We start from the raw sequence: 16,494 nt of genomic DNA, 5'->3' as shown, positions 1-16,494 counted from the left end.
GAACCGATCGCACTGCCCCGTGCGATAGAGAGGTCGTGAGACTGTTGCGCCCCACGGGGGCAGACCGGGACGACGACGCGGCGCTGCTGCGTGCCGTCGCACACGGGGACTCGGAAGCGCTCGCCACGCTGTACGACCGGCACGCGGGCTGGCTGCACGCCCGGCTGACGCGCCGGTGCGCGGATCCCGAGACCGTACGGGAAGTCCTGCAGGACACCTTCGTCACCGCCTGGCGGTCCGCCGGATCGCACCGCGGCGGCGAGGCGGGCGGCTGGCTCTGGGTGATCGCGGCCCGCAGGCTGGTCGACGCCCGGCGCCGCGCAGGGGGGCGGGCCGACGAACCCGCCCCGGTCGAGCAGTTGCCCGTCGCGGCCGTGCCGTCGGCCGAGGACCGGGTGCTGGCGGGGCTGGAGCACGGCGACGTGGGCGCGGCGCTCGACCGCATCTCGCCCGAGCTGCGGGACGTCCTGCGCGCCACGGTCATCGTCGGGCTGACGACCCGTGAGACCGCGCGGCTGCTCGGCATACCCGAGGGCACCGTCAAGACCCGCGCCCAGCGCGCCCGTCGCGAGCTGCGCGCCACGCTCGCCCGTCCGGCGCCCGGCACCGACCCGTTGGGAGGCACCGCATGACCGCGCCCGACCGTGCCCGCGCCCGGCACGTGACCGACGCCCTGGCCGCCCGGTACGCCACGGGCGCGCTCCCCGAACCGGACGCCTGGTCCGTGGAGAAGCACGTCGAGTCCTGCGGCAGCTGCGCCGGACGCGTCTCCGCCGCGGTCCGCGCGACGCCGGCGGCCGCGCTGCTGGACGCGGTCCGCACGGCGGTCCTGACGCAGGCGGCCACGGCTGGGGCAGACGCCCGCGATCACCGCGGTCAGGCCGGACAGCACGATACGGCCGCGGCGGCCGACGGCACGATTCGACCTGTGGGCGAGAAGCCCGACAAGTTCGAGAAGTCCAGAGGACGTCTGAGGCCCACACGGCGTGCGAGGCCCGCGAAGACCGGGGCGCCGGGTACCGACGGTGACGCGGCGCGCCGACGGACGTGGGCAGCGGCCCTTACCGCCCGTCGTATGCGTGACCTGCCGGTTCTCCCTGCGCGCGGGCGGCGCGGCTCTTCCGGCCCGCCGACGGCGCACCACGGCACAGAGCCCCGGCCGCGCGAAGCCCGACGGCCCGCTCGGCTCGCACCCGCGACGCAGGACGCCCCCTGCACCAGCACCAGCACGGCAACGAAGCTGCGGCGTGCCGTCCGGGGTGCCCGGGCGGTCGCGCGCAGGATGTGGGCCGCCGGGCCCGCACTGCACGAGGCGTGGCTGGTGGCGCTCGGGCTGGTGGTCGTGGGGGCCGTGGGGCTCGGGTACGGGGCCGGGTTCGCCGGGACGCGGCCGTTGCTCGCCGCCGTGGCGCCCGTGGTGCCCCTCGCCGGGGTGGCGCTGTCGTACGGGCGGCGCGTGGACCCGCTCTACGAGATCGCCGCGTCCACACCGTCGGGCGGGCTGCGGCTGCTGCTGACACGGACCGCCACGGTGCTGATCGTGAGCGTGCCGCTGCTGACCGTCGCGGGGGCCGTGCTGCCGGGCCGGGCCGGGATGCCGGGCGCCGCCGCCTGGCTGCTGCCCGGACTCGCGCTCACCCTCGCGGCACTCGCGCTCGGCTCGTACGTGGGCTGCCGCGCGGCCGCCGCAGTGGTCACCGCGGGATGGCTGTCCGCGGCCGTCGGTCCGGCGCTCGTGACCGGCCGGCTGCTCGCCGCACCGGCCGCCGAACTCACCGCCCGTGTCGGCCCGTACGTCTCCGGGGCCGCGGTCCAGTCCGCCTGGGCCGTGGCCGCCGCGGTGTGCGCCGGGCTGCTCGCCCTGCGCCGCCGGGCGTTCGACTATCCGTCCTTCGGACACTGGGGGAATCTGTGAACACGGTCAGCGTCAGCGAGCTGACGGTCCGGCACCGCCGAACCGTCGCCCTCGACACAGTGAGCCTCGCCTTCGGCACCGGCGTGCACGGGCTCCTCGGCCCGAACGGCGCCGGCAAGACCTCGCTCATCCGGGTCCTGGCGACCGTCGCCGCGCCGGCCACCGGGCGGGTGGAACTGCTCGGCCGCGACGCCGCCGCGCAGCGGGACCGTGTGGAGATCCGGCGCCGGCTGGGATATCTGCCGCAGGAGTTCGGCTGCTACCCGGGCTTCACCGTCCGGGAGTTCGTCGCGTACGTGGCGTGGCTCAAGGAGATGGACCCCGTGCGGGTCGCGGCCGCGGTGGAGCGCGCGGTCGGGCGAGTGGGCCTCGCGGACCGGATCGACGCCAAGGTGAAGTCGCTGTCGGGCGGCATGGTGCGCCGCGTCGGCATCGCCCAGGCGATCGTCAACGAACCCGAGTTGCTGCTGCTCGACGAGCCGACCGCCGGTCTCGATCCGGAGCAGCGCGTCGAGTTCAGGGCACTGCTCCGCGACGTGGGCACCACGTCCACCGTGATCGTCTCCACCCACCTCGTCGAGGACGTCGCCGCCGCCTGCTCCGAGGTGACCCTCCTCGACGCGGGTCGGATGGCCTACCGCGGGACGACCGCCGAACTCACCGCGCTGGGCAGGGACTCGGCGGACGATGCGGCCAACGCCATCGAGCGGGGCTACACGGCGGCGCTGCAGGCCCACAGGTCGGGAGTCCTCCGATGACCGCGGTCGTGGCCTCCGATGCCCCCTCCCCGGAAGGCGCGCACGCATCGCGCCCGCGCCTCCCCCGCCCCCTCCTCACCGAGCTGCGACGCGGAGTCGGCCCCTGGACCGGCGCGGCCACCACCGCTGTCGTCGCGTTCGCCATGTACTCCAAGGCCGGATACCTGGGGGGCTGGCAGAACCACTGGACCGACGCGACCGATCTGCTCCGCATCGCGGCCGCGCTGCTCTGCGGGCCGCTCGCCGTCGCCGCGGGCTGCTGGCACGGCGGACGGGAACGCCGTCGCCGCACCAGCGCCTGGCTCGGCTCGCTGCCCCGCGGTCCGCTGCGCCGGACCCTGGTCGCCGCCACCCCCGCAGCCCTCTGGCCGGCCGCCGGGTATCTCGTCGCCGCCACCGGCTGTCTGCTCGCGACCTGGCCGTACGCCGGCGGCGACGGTCCGCATCTGGCACTGGTCGCCGCGGACGCCGTGACCCTCGCCTCCCTCGGCACGCTCGGCTTCGTGGTCGGCCGGCTCGTCGCCTGGCGCTTCACCGCGCCGCTGCTCGCCGTGCTCACGTACGTCGGACTCGGCTGTCCCTCCTACAGCGAGGCGGGCGCCCGCTGGCTCGATCCCGCAGTCCAGCACAGCTACGCCTGGGACCGGCCCGTCTGGTGGTTCGGCGCCGCGAGCATCGTCTGGGCCGGTGGCCTCGCCGCGGCAGCGCTGCTGGCGTACGCGGCCCGGCGCCGTACCACCGCGCTCGTACCGCTCACCGCCGCCTGCGCCGCCGCCGTGCTCATCGCGCAGACCGGCGACGGTCTGTGGCGCCCCGATCCCGAAGCCATGCGTCGCGTCTGCGACCACGGCACCCCGCAGGTGTGCCTGCCGTACGCGGAACGGCACTTGCTGCCCGAGGCCTCGGCCGCGCTCGCAGGGCTCAACGCGCGGCTGCGCGGCATCCCGGGCGCCCCCACCCGATGGGTGGCGGGGCCCGGCGAGCGGGCAGCCGGTGACCTCGCGCTCCCGAGCCCGTCGTTCGAGGCGATACGCGGCAAGCTGACCAGCCCCGACGCCTACGCCGCCAACGGGGTCGGCGCGTTGTTGTCCCAGACGTGCGCCCAGAGCGACTACGACGCACCGGACTGGGAACGGGCCTCCGCGGTCAACAGCGCCGTGTTCGCGTGGCTGTCCACCGCCGAAGGCCAGGGTCCGTACATCGGCCCCGCAGAGCAGGAGCACTTGACCAGGCTCGAAGCCAAGTCCCCGGCCGAGGCGCGCACCTATCTCACGCGCTACCTCGCCGCGGACCGCTGCAAGGCGGAGGAGGTGCCGCTCCCGTGAACCTCCCTGTGCTGTACGCCCGTTCCCGCGCCCTGCCCGTCACTCTCGCCGTCCTCGCCGCGGACCGCTGCAAGGCGGAGGAGATGCCGCTCCCGTGAACCTCCCTGTGCTGTACGCCCGTTCCCGCGCCCTGCCCGTCACTCTCGCCGTCCTCGCCGCGACCGCGCTCGCCGCCGCCTGGTGCGCCTGGCGCCTCCAGGCCGCCGAGGGGTACGACCACACCGCGCGCGTGCCCGTCGTCGTGCTCGCCCCGCTGCTGGCCGCCTCCGCCGTCGGCACCGGACTGTTCACGCACTCCGACGAGCTGGACCGCACGGCCGTGCGCCCCTGGTGGGCGCGTCGGGTCTGTCTGGTCGTCGGACCGACCGTGCTCGCGGGGCTGCTGCTCGCGCTCTCGGTGCCCGGGCATCCGGATCAGTTCGGCGCCCCGGCGATGGTGCGCAATCTGCTCGGCGCGGCCGGGGTGACGGCGGCCGCGGCCGTCCTGCTCGGCGCCCGTCTCAGCTGGCTGCCCATGACGGCGTACCTGAGCACGGTGTACGTGTCCGCGCCGCAGGTTCCGGGCGGCGCGGCGGCCGTGTGGGCGTGGCCGATGCAGCCCGGTCCGCAGGGCGCCGCCTGGGCCGTGGCCCTGACCACGTACGCCGCCGGGGTCGCCCTGTACGCGTGGCGCGGGGCCCGTCCGGAGCAGGCATAGCGCCGCGCCTGCCGGAGGGCTCTCGATAACCTGCAGTTCATGGTGCTGCCCAGCAATGTATCGGCTCCCCACACGGCTCCCCGCACGCTCGACCGGCGCGAAGGACCGTACGGCGAGGTCGTCCTGCGCGAGCGGGGCGGTCCTGACGGCCGGCCCGTGCACGAGATCATCGCCAACGGCTGTTTTCTGATGGACACCTCGGACGGCCGTTCGGAGCGGCTGCTGGTCGAGGCCGCAGCGCGGGCCCTGGCCGACCGCCCGGATCCGCCCTCGGACCCGGTCCCCGACCCGCCCGCCCTGCTCATCGGCGGCCTCGGGGTCGGATTCTCGCTGGCCCATGCCGCCGCCGAGCCCGGCTGGGGCCGGATCGCCGTCGTCGAGCGCGAGCAGGCGGTCATCGACTGGCATCGCACAGGGCCGCTCCGCGCGATCTCCGCCGACGCGCTCGCCGACCCACGGACCGTGATTCTTCGCACGGACCTCGTCGCGTACGTCCTTGACACTTCCGAAACGTACGACGCGCTCTGCCTCGACATCGACAACGGCCCCGGCTGGACGGTCACCGAGGACAACGAATCCCTGTACTCACCTGCCGGACTGGCCGCCTGCGCACGGAGGTTGAGGCCCGGCGGAGTGCTCGCCGTGTGGTCGGCCCAGCCCTCCGCCGATTTCGAGGAGTCATTGCGGAATGCCGGATTCAGCGGGGTAAGGACCGAAGAGATCCACGTTGCCCGAGGCGTACCGGACGTGGTCCATCTCGCTGTTCGCCCTGCGTAGCCGGGAGCCGATCGATGCCTTTACGCTGACTGACCTGACACTCGGATCTACACGCAGCTCGCAGTGCGCGACAGGGGCGGGGCGATGGAGCAGACACACACCAGCAGCAACGGCGCGTCGTCTTACGCGACGACAAGTGCCCAGCGCCGGGTGCTGGTGGTCGAGGACGACACCACCATCGTGGAGGCCATCGGGGCGCGACTGCGCGCGGAGGGCTTCCTGGTCCAGACGGCGACGGACGGCCCGGCAGCGGTCGACGCCGCCGAGGCCTGGCAGCCGGATCTGATGGTCCTCGACGTGATGCTGCCCGGCTTCGACGGCCTGGAGGTCTGCCGCCGGGTACAGGCGCAGCGGCCGGTGCCGGTCCTGATGCTCACGGCCCGCGACGACGAGACCGACATGCTGGTCGGGCTCGGTGTCGGCGCCGACGACTACATGACCAAGCCGTTCTCGATGCGCGAGCTCGCCGCGCGCGTGCACGTCCTGCTGCGCCGGGTGGAGCGGGCGGCGCTGGCCGCCGTGACGCCGCGCAGCGGGATTCTGCGGCTCGGCGAGCTGGAGATCGACCACGCGCAGCGCCGGGTCCGCGTCAAGAGCGAGGACGTGCATCTCACCCCGACCGAGTTCGACCTCCTGGTCTGCCTGGCGAACACACCGCGTGCGGTCCTCTCGCGCGAGCAGCTGCTCGCGGAGGTCTGGGACTGGGCGGACGCGTCCGGCACGCGTACGGTCGACAGCCACATCAAGGCGCTGCGCCGCAAGATCGGCGCCGAGCGGATCCGTACCGTCCACGGCGTCGGCTACGCGCTGGAGAGCCCGGCGCCATGAGCCGGCTGAGCCGGCTCAGGTCCGAGCTGGGGTCGGTCGAGATCTCGATCAAGACCAAGCTCGGCGCCCTGGTCGTGGTGTCGGTGCTGATCACCTCGGGTCTGGCGCTGGTCGCCTTCCGGACCGGGGCCGAGCTGCGCTACATCACCGTCTTCGCGATGATCACCACCCTGCTGATCACACAGTTCGTGGCTCACGGCCTGACAGCACCGCTGGATGAGATGAACACCGTCGCCAAGTCGATATCCCACGGTGACTACACGCGGCGGGTGAGCGGCGCCGACCGCCGCGACGAGCTCGGCGACCTCGCGAACACGATCAACCGCATGGCCGACGACCTCGAGGCCGTGGACCGGCACCGCAAGGAGCTGGTCGCCAATGTCTCCCACGAGCTGCGCACCCCCATCGCGGCACTGCGCGCGGTGCTGGAGAACGTCGTGGACGGCGTCTCCGCCGCCGACCCGGAGACGATGCGCACGGCGCTGAAACAGACCGAGCGGCTCAGCCGGCTCGTCGAGACCCTGCTGGATCTGTCACGGCTCGACAACGGAGTGGTACCACTCCGGGCACGGCGTTTCGAGGTGTGGCCCTACCTGTCGGGCGTGCTGAAGGAGGCCAATCTGGCCGCCGCGCGGCGCGGGCTCTCCTCCGGCTCCGGCAGCCACACCCGCAAGGACGTCCATCTGCACCTCGACGTGTCCCCGCCGGAGCTGACGGCGCACGCGGACGCCGAGCGGCTGCACCAGGTGGTGGCCAATCTGATCGACAACGCCGTGAAGCACTCCCCGCCGCACGGCCGGGTCACGGTACGGGCCCGGCGCGGCACGCAGGCGGAGTCGCTGGACCTGGAGGTCCTGGACGAGGGTCCCGGTATCCCGGAGTCGGAGCGGCACAAGGTCTTCGAGCGCTTCAACCGCGGCAGTGTCCCGTCCCCGCACGGCCCCGGCAGCGACGGGGGTACGGGCCTGGGCCTGGCGATCGCGCGCTGGGCAGTGGAGCTGCACGGCGGGCGCATCGGCGTGGCCGAATCGGCACGTGGCTGCCGGATACAGGTCACTCTTCCGGGAGTCCTTCAGCGGCGCGGTTGACGTAAGGTTCGAACCGGAGTCCCACACGTTGCATGTGGGCAGTCAGGGGTGCGGGCCACGGGGCCGTAGCCGCGGTGCTGCGTACCCATTTCGAAGGGGAACCCCGCATGTTTCCCGCCATTTCCTGCGCCGAAACCGACCGGCTGGTGTGACTTAGGCGACGATGGCCACGCCCGGCCTGCACCTCCCGGCCGTGGAGGCGTAGCCTTTATTTCCGCTGTCCATCACCTTGTGAAGCGGAAGAGGGCGGTTGCCGCCGTGTCGTCTCAGTCCCCCAGTAACTCGAGCACTTCGACCGACCCTGACGGGCAGGGGAAGAACCCCGCTGCCGCGTTCGGTCCGAATGAGTGGCTCGTCGACGAGATCTACCAGCAGTACCTCCAGGACCCGAATTCGGTCGATCGAGCCTGGTGGGACTTCTTCGCCGACTACAAGCCGGGCGGCGGTACGGCCGCCTCCGGCGCCGCTGCCGCGGGGGCAGCGGGGCCCACGGCTCCGGCTGCCGCAGGCACGCCGACGCCGGGCTCCGCACAGGCTCCGGCGCCCGTGACCCCGACGGCTCCCGCGGCCACCGCCCCGGCCCAGCCGGCGGCCCCGGCACCGGCCGCTCCGGCGCCCGCCACCCCGGCCGCGGCTCCCGCCGCGCCGGCAGCCAAGGCCCCGGCCGCTCCGGCGAAGCCCGCCGCCGCGCCCGCCGCCAAGGCGGCCCAGCCGGCGAAGGCGGCCGAGGAGACCCCCCAGGGTCCCGAGATCGTGCCCCTCCGCGGCCCCTCCGCCGCCGTCGCGAAGAACATGAACGCCTCCCTGGAGCTGCCGACGGCCACGTCCGTCCGCGCCGTCCCGGTGAAGCTGCTCTTCGACAACCGGATCGTCATCAACAACCACCTCAAGCGCGCCCGGGGCGGGAAGATCTCCTTCACCCACCTCATCGGCTACGCGATGGTGCAGGCGATCAAGGCCATGCGGTCGATGAACAACTCCTTCGCGGAGAAGGACGGCAAGCCCGTCCTGGTCAAGCCCTCGCACATCAACCTCGGCCTCGCCATCGACCTGGTGAAGCCGAACGGTGAGCGCCAGCTCGTCGTCGCGGCCATCAAGAAGGCCGAGACGCTGAACTTCTTCGAGTTCTGGCAGGCCTACGAGGACATCGTCCGCCGCGCCCGCAACAACAAGCTGACGATGGACGACTTCACCGGCGTCACCGTCTCCCTCACCAACCCCGGCGGTCTCGGCACGGTCCACTCCGTGCCGCGTCTGATGCCCGGCCAGTCGGTGATCATGGGCGTCGGCTCGATGGACTACCCGGCCGAGTTCCAGGGCACCTCCCAGGACACCCTGAACAAGCTGGGCATCTCCAAGGTCATGACCCTGACCTCGACGTACGACCACCGGGTCATCCAGGGCGCCGCCTCCGGCGAGTTCCTGCGCGTCGTCGCCAACCTCCTCCTCGGCGAGGACGGCTTCTACGACGACGTCTTCGAGTCGCTGCGCATCCCCTACGAGCCAGTCCGCTGGCTCAAGGACATCGACGCCTCGCACGACGACGACGTCACCAAGGCCGCCCGCGTCTTCGAGCTGATCCACTCCTACCGGGTCCGCGGCCACGTCATGGCGGACACCGACCCGCTGGAGTACCGCCAGCGCAAGCACCCCGACCTGGACATCACCGAGCACGGGCTCACCCTGTGGGACCTGGAGCGCGAGTTCGCGGTCGGCGGCTTCGGCGGCAAGTCGATGATGAAGCTCCGCGACATCCTCGGTGTGCTCCGCGACTCGTACTGCCGCACCACCGGCATCGAGTTCATGCACATCCAGGACCCGAAGCAGCGCAAGTGGATCCAGGACCGCGTGGAGCGCCCGCACGCCAAGCCGGAGCGCGAGGAGCAGCTGCGGATCCTGCGCCGCCTCAACGCGGCCGAGGCCTTCGAGACCTTCCTGCAGACGAAGTACGTCGGCCAGAAGCGCTTCTCGCTGGAGGGCGGCGAGTCCGTCATCCCGCTGCTCGACGCGGTCATCGACGCCGCGGCCGAGTCCCGCCTGGACGAGGTCGTCATCGGCATGGCCCACCGCGGCCGCCTCAACGTGCTCGCGAACATCGTCGGCAAGTCGTACGCGCAGATCTTCCGCGAGTTCGAGGGCAACCTCGACCCGAAGTCGATGCACGGCTCCGGCGACGTGAAGTACCACCTGGGCGCCGAGGGCACCTTCACCGGCCTGGACGGCGAGCAGATCAAGGTCTCGCTGGCCGCCAACCCCTCGCACCTGGAGGCGGTCGACCCGGTCCTCGAGGGCATCGTCCGCGCCAAGCAGGACATCATCAACAAGGGCGGCACGGACTTCACGGTCCTGCCCGTCGCGCTCCACGGCGACGCGGCCTTCGCCGGCCAGGGCGTCGTGGCCGAGACGCTCAACATGTCGCAGCTGCGCGGCTACCGCACCGGCGGCACGGTCCACATCGTCATCAACAACCAGGTCGGCTTCACCGCCTCGCCGGAGTCGTCGCGTTCGTCGATGTACGCGACCGACGTGGCCCGCATGATCGAGGCGCCGATCTTCCATGTGAACGGCGACGACCCGGAAGCCGTGGTCCGCGTGGCGCGCCTCGCCTTCGAGTTCCGCCAGACGTTCAACAAGGACGTCGTGATCGACCTCATCTGCTACCGCCGCCGCGGTCACAACGAGGGCGACAACCCGCAGTTCACCAACCCGCAGATGTACAACCTGATCGACAAGAAGCGCTCGGTGCGCAAGCTCTACACCGAGTCGCTCATCGGTCGTGGCGACATCACGCTGGAAGAGGCCGAGCAGGCGCTCCAGGACTTCCAGGGACAGCTGGAGAAGGTCTTCGCCGAGGTCCGCGAGGCCACCTCCCAGCCGGCTCCGGCCCATGTCCCGGACGCCCAGCCCGAGTTCCCGGTGGCCGTCACCACCGCGGTCTCCCAGGAGGTCGTGAAGCGGATCGCCGAGTCCCAGGTCAACGTCCCCGACAACGTCACCGTCCACCCGCGTCTGCTGCCGCAGCTGCAGCGCCGCGCGGCCTCGGTCGAGGACGGCACGATCGACTGGGGCATGGGCGAGACCCTGGCCATCGGCTCCCTGCTGATGGAGGGCACCCCGGTCCGGCTCGCCGGCCAGGACACCCGCCGCGGCACCTTCGGCCAGCGCCACGGCGTCCTCGTCGACCAGGAGACCGGCGAGGACTACACCCCGCTGCTCTACCTGAACGAGGACCAGGCCCGCTTCAACGTCTACGACTCGCTGCTCAGCGAGTACGCGGCGATGGGCTTCGAGTACGGCTACTCGCTGGCCCGCCCGGACGCGCTGGTCATGTGGGAGGCCCAGTTCGGTGACTTCGTCAACGGCGCGCAGACCGTCGTCGACGAGTTCATCTCCTCGGCCGAGCAGAAGTGGGGCCAGACCTCCGGCGTCACGCTGCTCCTGCCGCACGGCTACGAGGGCCAGGGCCCGGACCACTCGTCCGCCCGCCCGGAGCGCTTCCTCCAGCTGTGCGCGCAGAACAACATGACGGTCGCCATGCCGACCCTTCCGTCGAACTACTTCCACCTGCTGCGCTGGCAGGTCCACAACCCGCACCACAAGCCGCTCATCGTCTTCACCCCGAAGTCGATGCTGCGTCTGAAGGCCGCGGCGTCGAAGGCGGAGGAGTTCCTCACCGGCGGCTTCCGCCCGGTGATCGGCGACGCGTCGGTCGACCCGGCCGCGGTCCGCAAGGTCGTCTTCTGCTCCGGCAAGGTCTACTACGACCTCGAAGCCGAGCGTCAGAAGCGGGGCGTCACGGACACCGCGATCATCCGGCTGGAGCGCCTGTACCCGCTGCCGGGTGCCGAACTCCAGGCGGAGATCGCCAAGTTCTCGAACGCCGAGAAGTACCTGTGGGCCCAGGAGGAGCCGGCGAACCAGGGTGCCTGGCCGTTCATCGCGCTCAACCTGATCGACCACCTCGACCTGGCCGTCGGCGCGGACATCCCGGGCGCCGAGCGTCTGCGCCGCATCTCGCGCCCGCACTCGTCGTCCCCGGCGGTGGGCTCGGCGAAGCGGCACCAGGCGGAGCAGCAGCAGCTGGCCAACGAGGTCTTCGACGCCTGACCCGGCTGACCGCCCGGACCGGTTGACGGGACCGGCCCCCACCGATGCGTTCGGCGGGGGCCGGTCCCGTTTCCCGTATCCGTACGCGATTCAGATGATCAGGGGCTCGAAGTCCCAGGACGGCCGGTTGCGGGAGCGTGCGGAGGCGGTGTGCACATGCTGGGGCCCGAGCGTGGCGGACAGCCCCACCAGCGCCTCCTCCTCGATCCTGTCCGCCTCGGGCCGCCTGCGCAGGGCGCGCAGATCGGCGGCGAGGGCGATCCGGCACGAGAGGGTGAGGGGGTGGCGCCTGCCGAGAGTCGCCTCGGCTCTGCGGGCGGTGTCCCGGCTCAGTGCCTCGGCACTCTCGGTGTCACCGGCGAGGGCGCGGGCGGCCGTCGCGTTCAGCGCACAGCCGATGGTCCACGGATGGTCCTCGCCGACCGCGCGGGCCATCTCCTGATGGGCCCGCTCGATCACGTACGCCGCCTGGCGTTCGCTGAGGGACCGCAGCACCAGCCCGAGGTTGCCCCGGACGCCGATGGTGTACGGATGGCCGTGGCCGAGCATCTCCGTGTAACCGTCCACGACGTCTTCCTGCAGCGCACGGGCCCGCTCGAGGTCACCGTGCTCCCGCTGTGCGCAGGCGCAGCTCGCCGTGATCATCATCGTCAGCGGATCGTGGTTGCCCAGGACGCGGGAGCTGCGCTCGCGTATGTCGAGGAACAGCGGGAGCGCGGTGGCCGGATCGCCGGCGTGGTAGGTGCACAGCGCCAGATTGTGTGCGGCGCGCAGCGTCTGGGGATTGCCGGCTCCCAGTACGCGCACGTGCTCGTGGAAGCTCTGCTCCTGGGCGGTGCGGGCCTCGTGATAGCGGCCGAGCAGCCGCAGATCGATGGCCCGGTTGATCTCCGAGTAGAGCGTGGTGCTGTGCCGCGGGCCCAGCACCTCGAGCCGGAGGCGGAGCGTGCGGACGTCGAAGCCGAGTGCCTCCTCGTAGCTGCCGAGCAGCCGCAGTGAGACGGCGAGATTGTTCTGGGCGCCCAGCGCGAGGGCGTCGGATTCTCCGACGAGGTCGCGGTAGTGCTCGTACGTGAACCGCGACAGCTCAAGGGCCTCCTGGTAGCGGGCGAGCCCCCTCAAGTCGGCGGCGAGGCCGCCGGCGGCGCGCAGATACTCCAGGTCCCGGTCGCCGCGCTCGGCGAACAGATGGTCCACGGCCGCCCGGTCGACGGACTCGCTGGTGCGGTAGTCGCCGATCGCCCGAAGCAGGTTGGCGTAGTGGTGGCTGAGGTCCCAGATCCGCGGATGCGTGGCGCCGAGCAGCTCCCGCCAGGAGGCCATGGCCCGTGCGGAGGTCCGGATGCCCGCTCCGTACTCGCCCGAGACGTACATGTAGCGCAGGCAGTTGAGCGCGAGGTCCTGGACGGCGGGGTCGGTGCTTCCCAGGACGTCGGCGTGGCGGAGATGCGGGGTGATCTCCGCGTACGACGACCAGGCCGTGGAATCGGTGGGGCGGCCCGGATCGGCGGCGGCGAGTGCGAGGCGTGCGGCGTCGGTGAAGTGGGCACGCTCGGCCTCGGGAATGCCCTCGCGCACGAACAGGTGCACCAGCCGGTGCATCGAGAGGTACGCGGTGTCGTCGGCATCGTCGGCCTCGTCCTCCCGCGGCCCCTCGGTCTCCAGTCGTACCAGGGAGAACTGCACCAGCGTGCGGACGGCCTCGTCCCAGACCCGTGGGTCCTCGACGAGCCCGCGGAGCTGTTCGGGCAGGGCGTCGGGACGCATCGCCCTCAGCAGCCTTATCGGAACGGAGGCGGGGGCGAAGAAGGTGCACAGGCGCAGCAGTTCGACGGACCACGGGTACGTCTCGCGCAGCGTGTCGAGCAGGATCGACCAGGCGCTCCGGAAGCTCAGCGGAAAGTCGTGGGAGACATTGACCAGCTCCCGGTCGGCGCCGATGCGCTCGACGAGGCCGATGTACTCGTCGACGGGCATGGTGGTGCCACCGAGCCAGCCGGCGGTCTGGTCGAGCAGCAGCGGCAGGTCCTCCATCGCCGCTGCCAGCCGGTCCGCCTCCGCGGCGGTGAGGCGCGGGGCGCGGCGCATGACGAACGCGACGGACTCGTCGCGGCTGTAGGTGGGCACTTCCACCGCGTCGCTGCCCTGCTCCATCCAGGAGCGGTTGCGGGACGTGATCAGCACATGCCCGGGCCCGGACGGCACCAGGTCGGCGATCGCCTCCACGTCGTCGGCCGCGTCGAACACCAGAAGCCAGCGACCGTACGGCTCCCCCAGACGCAGCGCGTCCCGCACCGCGCGCAGCCGCTCGCCGTACTCGGCGCCCGTGCGCAGGCCCAGCGCCGGAGCCAGTTCGGCCAGCCGTGCCCGGCACGAGGCGCGCACATCGGCGGGCACCCACCACACGACGTCGTACGCGCTGGCGAAGCGGTGCACGAACTCGGCGGCCAGCTGTGTCTTTCCCACACCGGACATACCGAGCAGGGTCACCCGGGCCCCGTCGGGCCCGCTCGTCAGGAACCGGCGTACGGTTTCCAGCAACTCCTCCCGGCCGGTGAACCGCGCATTGCGGTGCGGGACACCGCCCATGACGGCAGCGGTACGGCCGGCCTGCCCCTCTCCCTCCGGCCGCGGCAGGGGACCGGCGGGCAGCCCGAGCCTGCGCAGCAGCCGCCCCTCGGCCTCCTCGCTCCCGAGGGTGAGCACGTCGAGGGGCGCAAGGGCCTCCGTGGCGGCGGGCATCGAGGAGGCGGGACCGACGGCAACGGCGGCGAACCGGTCCGGGTCGGGGATGACCACGTCGCGCAGCACCCGTTCCCATCGGTCCTCGGTGCCCGCGCCGAGCCGGAAGAACGCGTCGCTGAGGACGAGCAGGATCCGGCCCGGGGCCAGTGCCAGGTCCCGTAGCAGCTGGGAGGGTTCCGTCCCCAGGGTCGGATCCAGGCGATGGAGGGTCACGGCGAGCCCTCTGCGCTCCAGCCTGTCGCCGATCCGGGTCGCCCAGTCGCGGTCGGACGCGGCGAAGGCCACGAGGACGTGGCGCTCGGCGAGGGCGGAGGAGGCCGCCGGCGCCGGCCGGGGCAGCCTCTCCCGCTGAAGGGCTTCTCGCGACTCGGGAGGACGGCGCGCCGTCGCAGAGTCGTCGCGTGCCGGGAGGGATTCGCTCGGCGGCTCGGCTCCGTCGGCCGCTCGGCGGGCCGCGCCGAATCGCCGGCGCGGCCAGTCGAGGAGAGCCCTGAGTACCCCCCGCGTGGGCGGCGCAGCAGCCGTCGGGGCGAGGTACGCCTCCTCACTCGGAGACTGCCGGTCGCTGTCTGCGCCCGGCAGGTACCCGACGACTGCCTGGCCGGACGCCTCTCCGAGCCGGGGATCACGGATGCGGCACGGCAGTTCCGCCTTGCGGACCGGCATACCCCATTGGTTGTTGATGGTCAGCCACAGCGCGGCGGGCCCTGGTGTACGGCCGGCGGTGACGACGAACCGTGCGGGGCCGTACGTCCCTCCGTATCGGTGCAGAACGACACCAGGGTCGTCGAGGACCTCGCAGACGAAGTGAGGGGAGCCGTCGAGGCCCACCGTGAACGTGAGTTCCTCGCCGGGGCCGGGCCAGGCCGCGGGGCTGTCGGAGCCGTCAGGGGCGAGCGGGCCGCGCAGATCGACGGTGACGAGATACGTGCTGCCTGCGTCGGCCTCGTGCGGCCGGCTGACGACGGGTTCGATCAGCAGGGGCTGTTCCTCACCGCTCACGGTGTGCCCCCTCCCGGATTCCCGCTCCTTCGCCGTTCCGGCCGACGAGCGCGAGCGTGCTGCGCGGATGCCCGTAGAACTGGAACATGAAGCTGTAGAGCAGGCGCAGGACCCGCCGCTGACCGTCCTTGTCGACCCTCCCGTCATCATGCAGGGTGCGCGGGATGTCCGTCAGAGAGCCGAAGTCGCGGAGTGCGCGTGCCCGGAAGGCGCGCAGTGACTGGGCGACGGGCCGCCACGGCTCTGCCGTCACCGCGCTCACGAGCTGCCGGATCAGCTCGCGGGCCTCGCGTTCGCCGACCTTTCCCGCGGTGACGATGCAGCCGCCGGCGCCTTTGCGGAGGAAGAGCTCGGCGAAGCCGCGCAGGGCGTCCTCGCCGCCGCCGAGGTTGTGCACAAACCGCCCGGAGTGACAGGCGTTGAGACAGACCATCGAGCGGTTCCCGCCGAGCAGCGCCATGGGACGGTCGTTGAACTCGGACCACGTCACCCCGGCGAGGGAGAGCGCGCTCAGCCGCTCGTCGTACGTGCCATGGCAGGCCATGTAGACGAGCCCGGTCGCCTGGCCGGGGTGGGCGTCGAGTGCGTCGAGAAAGCCGCCGACCTTCAGATGGGCCCGGTGGTCGTAGTCCCGGAACACGGCCATGTCACCGTGCATGTCGGGAGAGAAGTAGCCGAGGACCCGGCCCTCAATGGTCGCGGGACTCTCCGGGAAGTCGGTACGGAGGTCGTGGATGGTCAGCCAGCGCGACATCACGACCAGCGCCCCGAGCAGCCCTTGTCCGAGGTCGTGTTCGGGCACCCCGGGCAGCCACAGCGCCTCCCACGGCAGCTCGTACCCCGTGTCGTCGCGGATCACCAGCTGCAGATCGTCTCCGTGCACCACACGGGCCGTGTTGATCCAGTCGGCGAGCCGGCGCTGGTTGCGCGACCAGTGGCGGATGGCGCGCAGCAGCTCGGACGGGGCCTCGCCGCCGGCGCGGGCGTTGCCGAGACCGACGGCAGCGGGGCGCAGCTGGGTAGGGCCCGTAGTGTGCGGCAGCGGGACGACCCCCTCGCACTGACCGCTGAAGCCGAACGCCTGGAGCCCGTCGGGGTGATGCTGCCTGCGGACGCGTACGAGAGCCGTGGCCGGGGGCGGGCGCTTCCAGACGTCGACCGCCGCCAAGCCGAGGCTGTCCGTCTCTCCGCGCATCGCCTGCACGGGCACCTGTGTCCGTCTCGGTCGCCGCCCCTGTACCACCGCCTGCTC

Annotated in this window: 11 protein-coding genes; 9 read left to right on the top strand and 2 right to left on the bottom strand. The window is 72.2% G+C overall.

Going from position 1 to position 16,494, the window contains the following annotated elements; all coding sequences use genetic code 11:
* The first annotated feature begins 35 nt into the window (after positions 1–35).
* The 9 genes from ACWCP0_RS23070 to ACWCP0_RS23030 all read left to right on the top strand — a co-directional run bounded on the left by ACWCP0_RS23070 (position 36) and on the right by ACWCP0_RS23030 (position 11,495).
* Positions 36–632 (top strand): RNA polymerase sigma factor, encoded by a 597-nt coding sequence (locus ACWCP0_RS23070; RefSeq protein ID WP_451080693.1) that lies wholly within the window; start codon positions 36–38, stop codon positions 630–632.
* Positions 629–1,915 carry a zf-HC2 domain-containing protein gene (locus tag ACWCP0_RS23065; protein WP_451080692.1) on the top strand — a complete coding sequence of 429 codons (1,287 nt, stop codon included), beginning with the start codon at positions 629–631 and terminating at the stop codon, positions 1,913–1,915. The genes ACWCP0_RS23070 and ACWCP0_RS23065 overlap by 4 nt, the downstream gene beginning before the upstream one ends.
* Positions 1,912–2,673, top strand: coding sequence for an ABC transporter ATP-binding protein (locus ACWCP0_RS23060; RefSeq protein ID WP_451080691.1), 762 nt, complete (start codon positions 1,912–1,914; stop codon positions 2,671–2,673). The genes ACWCP0_RS23065 and ACWCP0_RS23060 overlap by 4 nt, the downstream gene beginning before the upstream one ends.
* Positions 2,670–3,998, top strand: coding sequence for a hypothetical protein (locus ACWCP0_RS23055; protein WP_451080690.1), 1,329 nt, complete (start codon positions 2,670–2,672; stop codon positions 3,996–3,998). The genes ACWCP0_RS23060 and ACWCP0_RS23055 overlap by 4 nt, the downstream gene beginning before the upstream one ends.
* 94 nt (positions 3,999–4,092) lie before the next feature.
* Positions 4,093–4,695, top strand: a complete 603-nt coding sequence (locus ACWCP0_RS23050; protein ID WP_451080689.1) for a hypothetical protein — start codon at positions 4,093–4,095, stop codon at positions 4,693–4,695.
* Positions 4,696–4,734: 39 nt separating this feature from the next.
* On the top strand, positions 4,735–5,472 hold the full coding sequence (locus ACWCP0_RS23045) for a spermidine synthase (protein WP_451080688.1): 738 nt from the start codon (positions 4,735–4,737) through the stop codon (positions 5,470–5,472).
* Positions 5,473–5,556: 84 nt separating this feature from the next.
* Positions 5,557–6,300, top strand: a complete 744-nt coding sequence (locus tag ACWCP0_RS23040; RefSeq protein WP_451080687.1) for a response regulator transcription factor — start codon at positions 5,557–5,559, stop codon at positions 6,298–6,300.
* A complete protein-coding gene (locus ACWCP0_RS23035) occupies positions 6,297–7,388 on the top strand; it encodes a HAMP domain-containing sensor histidine kinase (RefSeq protein WP_451080686.1) in 1,092 nt (363 codons plus the stop codon). The genes ACWCP0_RS23040 and ACWCP0_RS23035 overlap by 4 nt, the downstream gene beginning before the upstream one ends.
* 258 nt (positions 7,389–7,646) lie before the next feature.
* Positions 7,647–11,495, top strand: a complete 3,849-nt coding sequence (locus ACWCP0_RS23030; RefSeq protein WP_451080685.1) for a multifunctional oxoglutarate decarboxylase/oxoglutarate dehydrogenase thiamine pyrophosphate-binding subunit/dihydrolipoyllysine-residue succinyltransferase subunit — start codon at positions 7,647–7,649, stop codon at positions 11,493–11,495.
* A gap of 90 nt (positions 11,496–11,585) precedes the next feature.
* On the opposite strand, the gene fxsT is transcribed toward ACWCP0_RS23030, so the two are convergent.
* The gene (gene fxsT / locus ACWCP0_RS23025) at positions 11,586–15,242 is read right to left on the bottom strand and encodes an FxSxx-COOH system tetratricopeptide repeat protein (RefSeq protein ID WP_451080684.1); all 3,657 of its coding nucleotides are present in this window, start codon (positions 15,240–15,242) and stop codon (positions 11,586–11,588) included.
* Positions 15,232–16,437, bottom strand: coding sequence for a CHAT domain-containing protein (locus ACWCP0_RS23020; RefSeq protein WP_451080683.1), 1,206 nt, complete (start codon positions 16,435–16,437; stop codon positions 15,232–15,234). Before ACWCP0_RS23020 ends, fxsT begins: the two co-directional genes overlap by 11 nt.
* Between the last annotated feature and the right edge of the window lie 57 nt (positions 16,438–16,494).

The organism is Streptomyces sp. NPDC001970 (genome assembly GCF_053594115.1).
The sequence above is the reverse complement of the archived record's forward strand: the minus strand, read 5'-3'. Positions and strand labels throughout refer to the sequence as shown.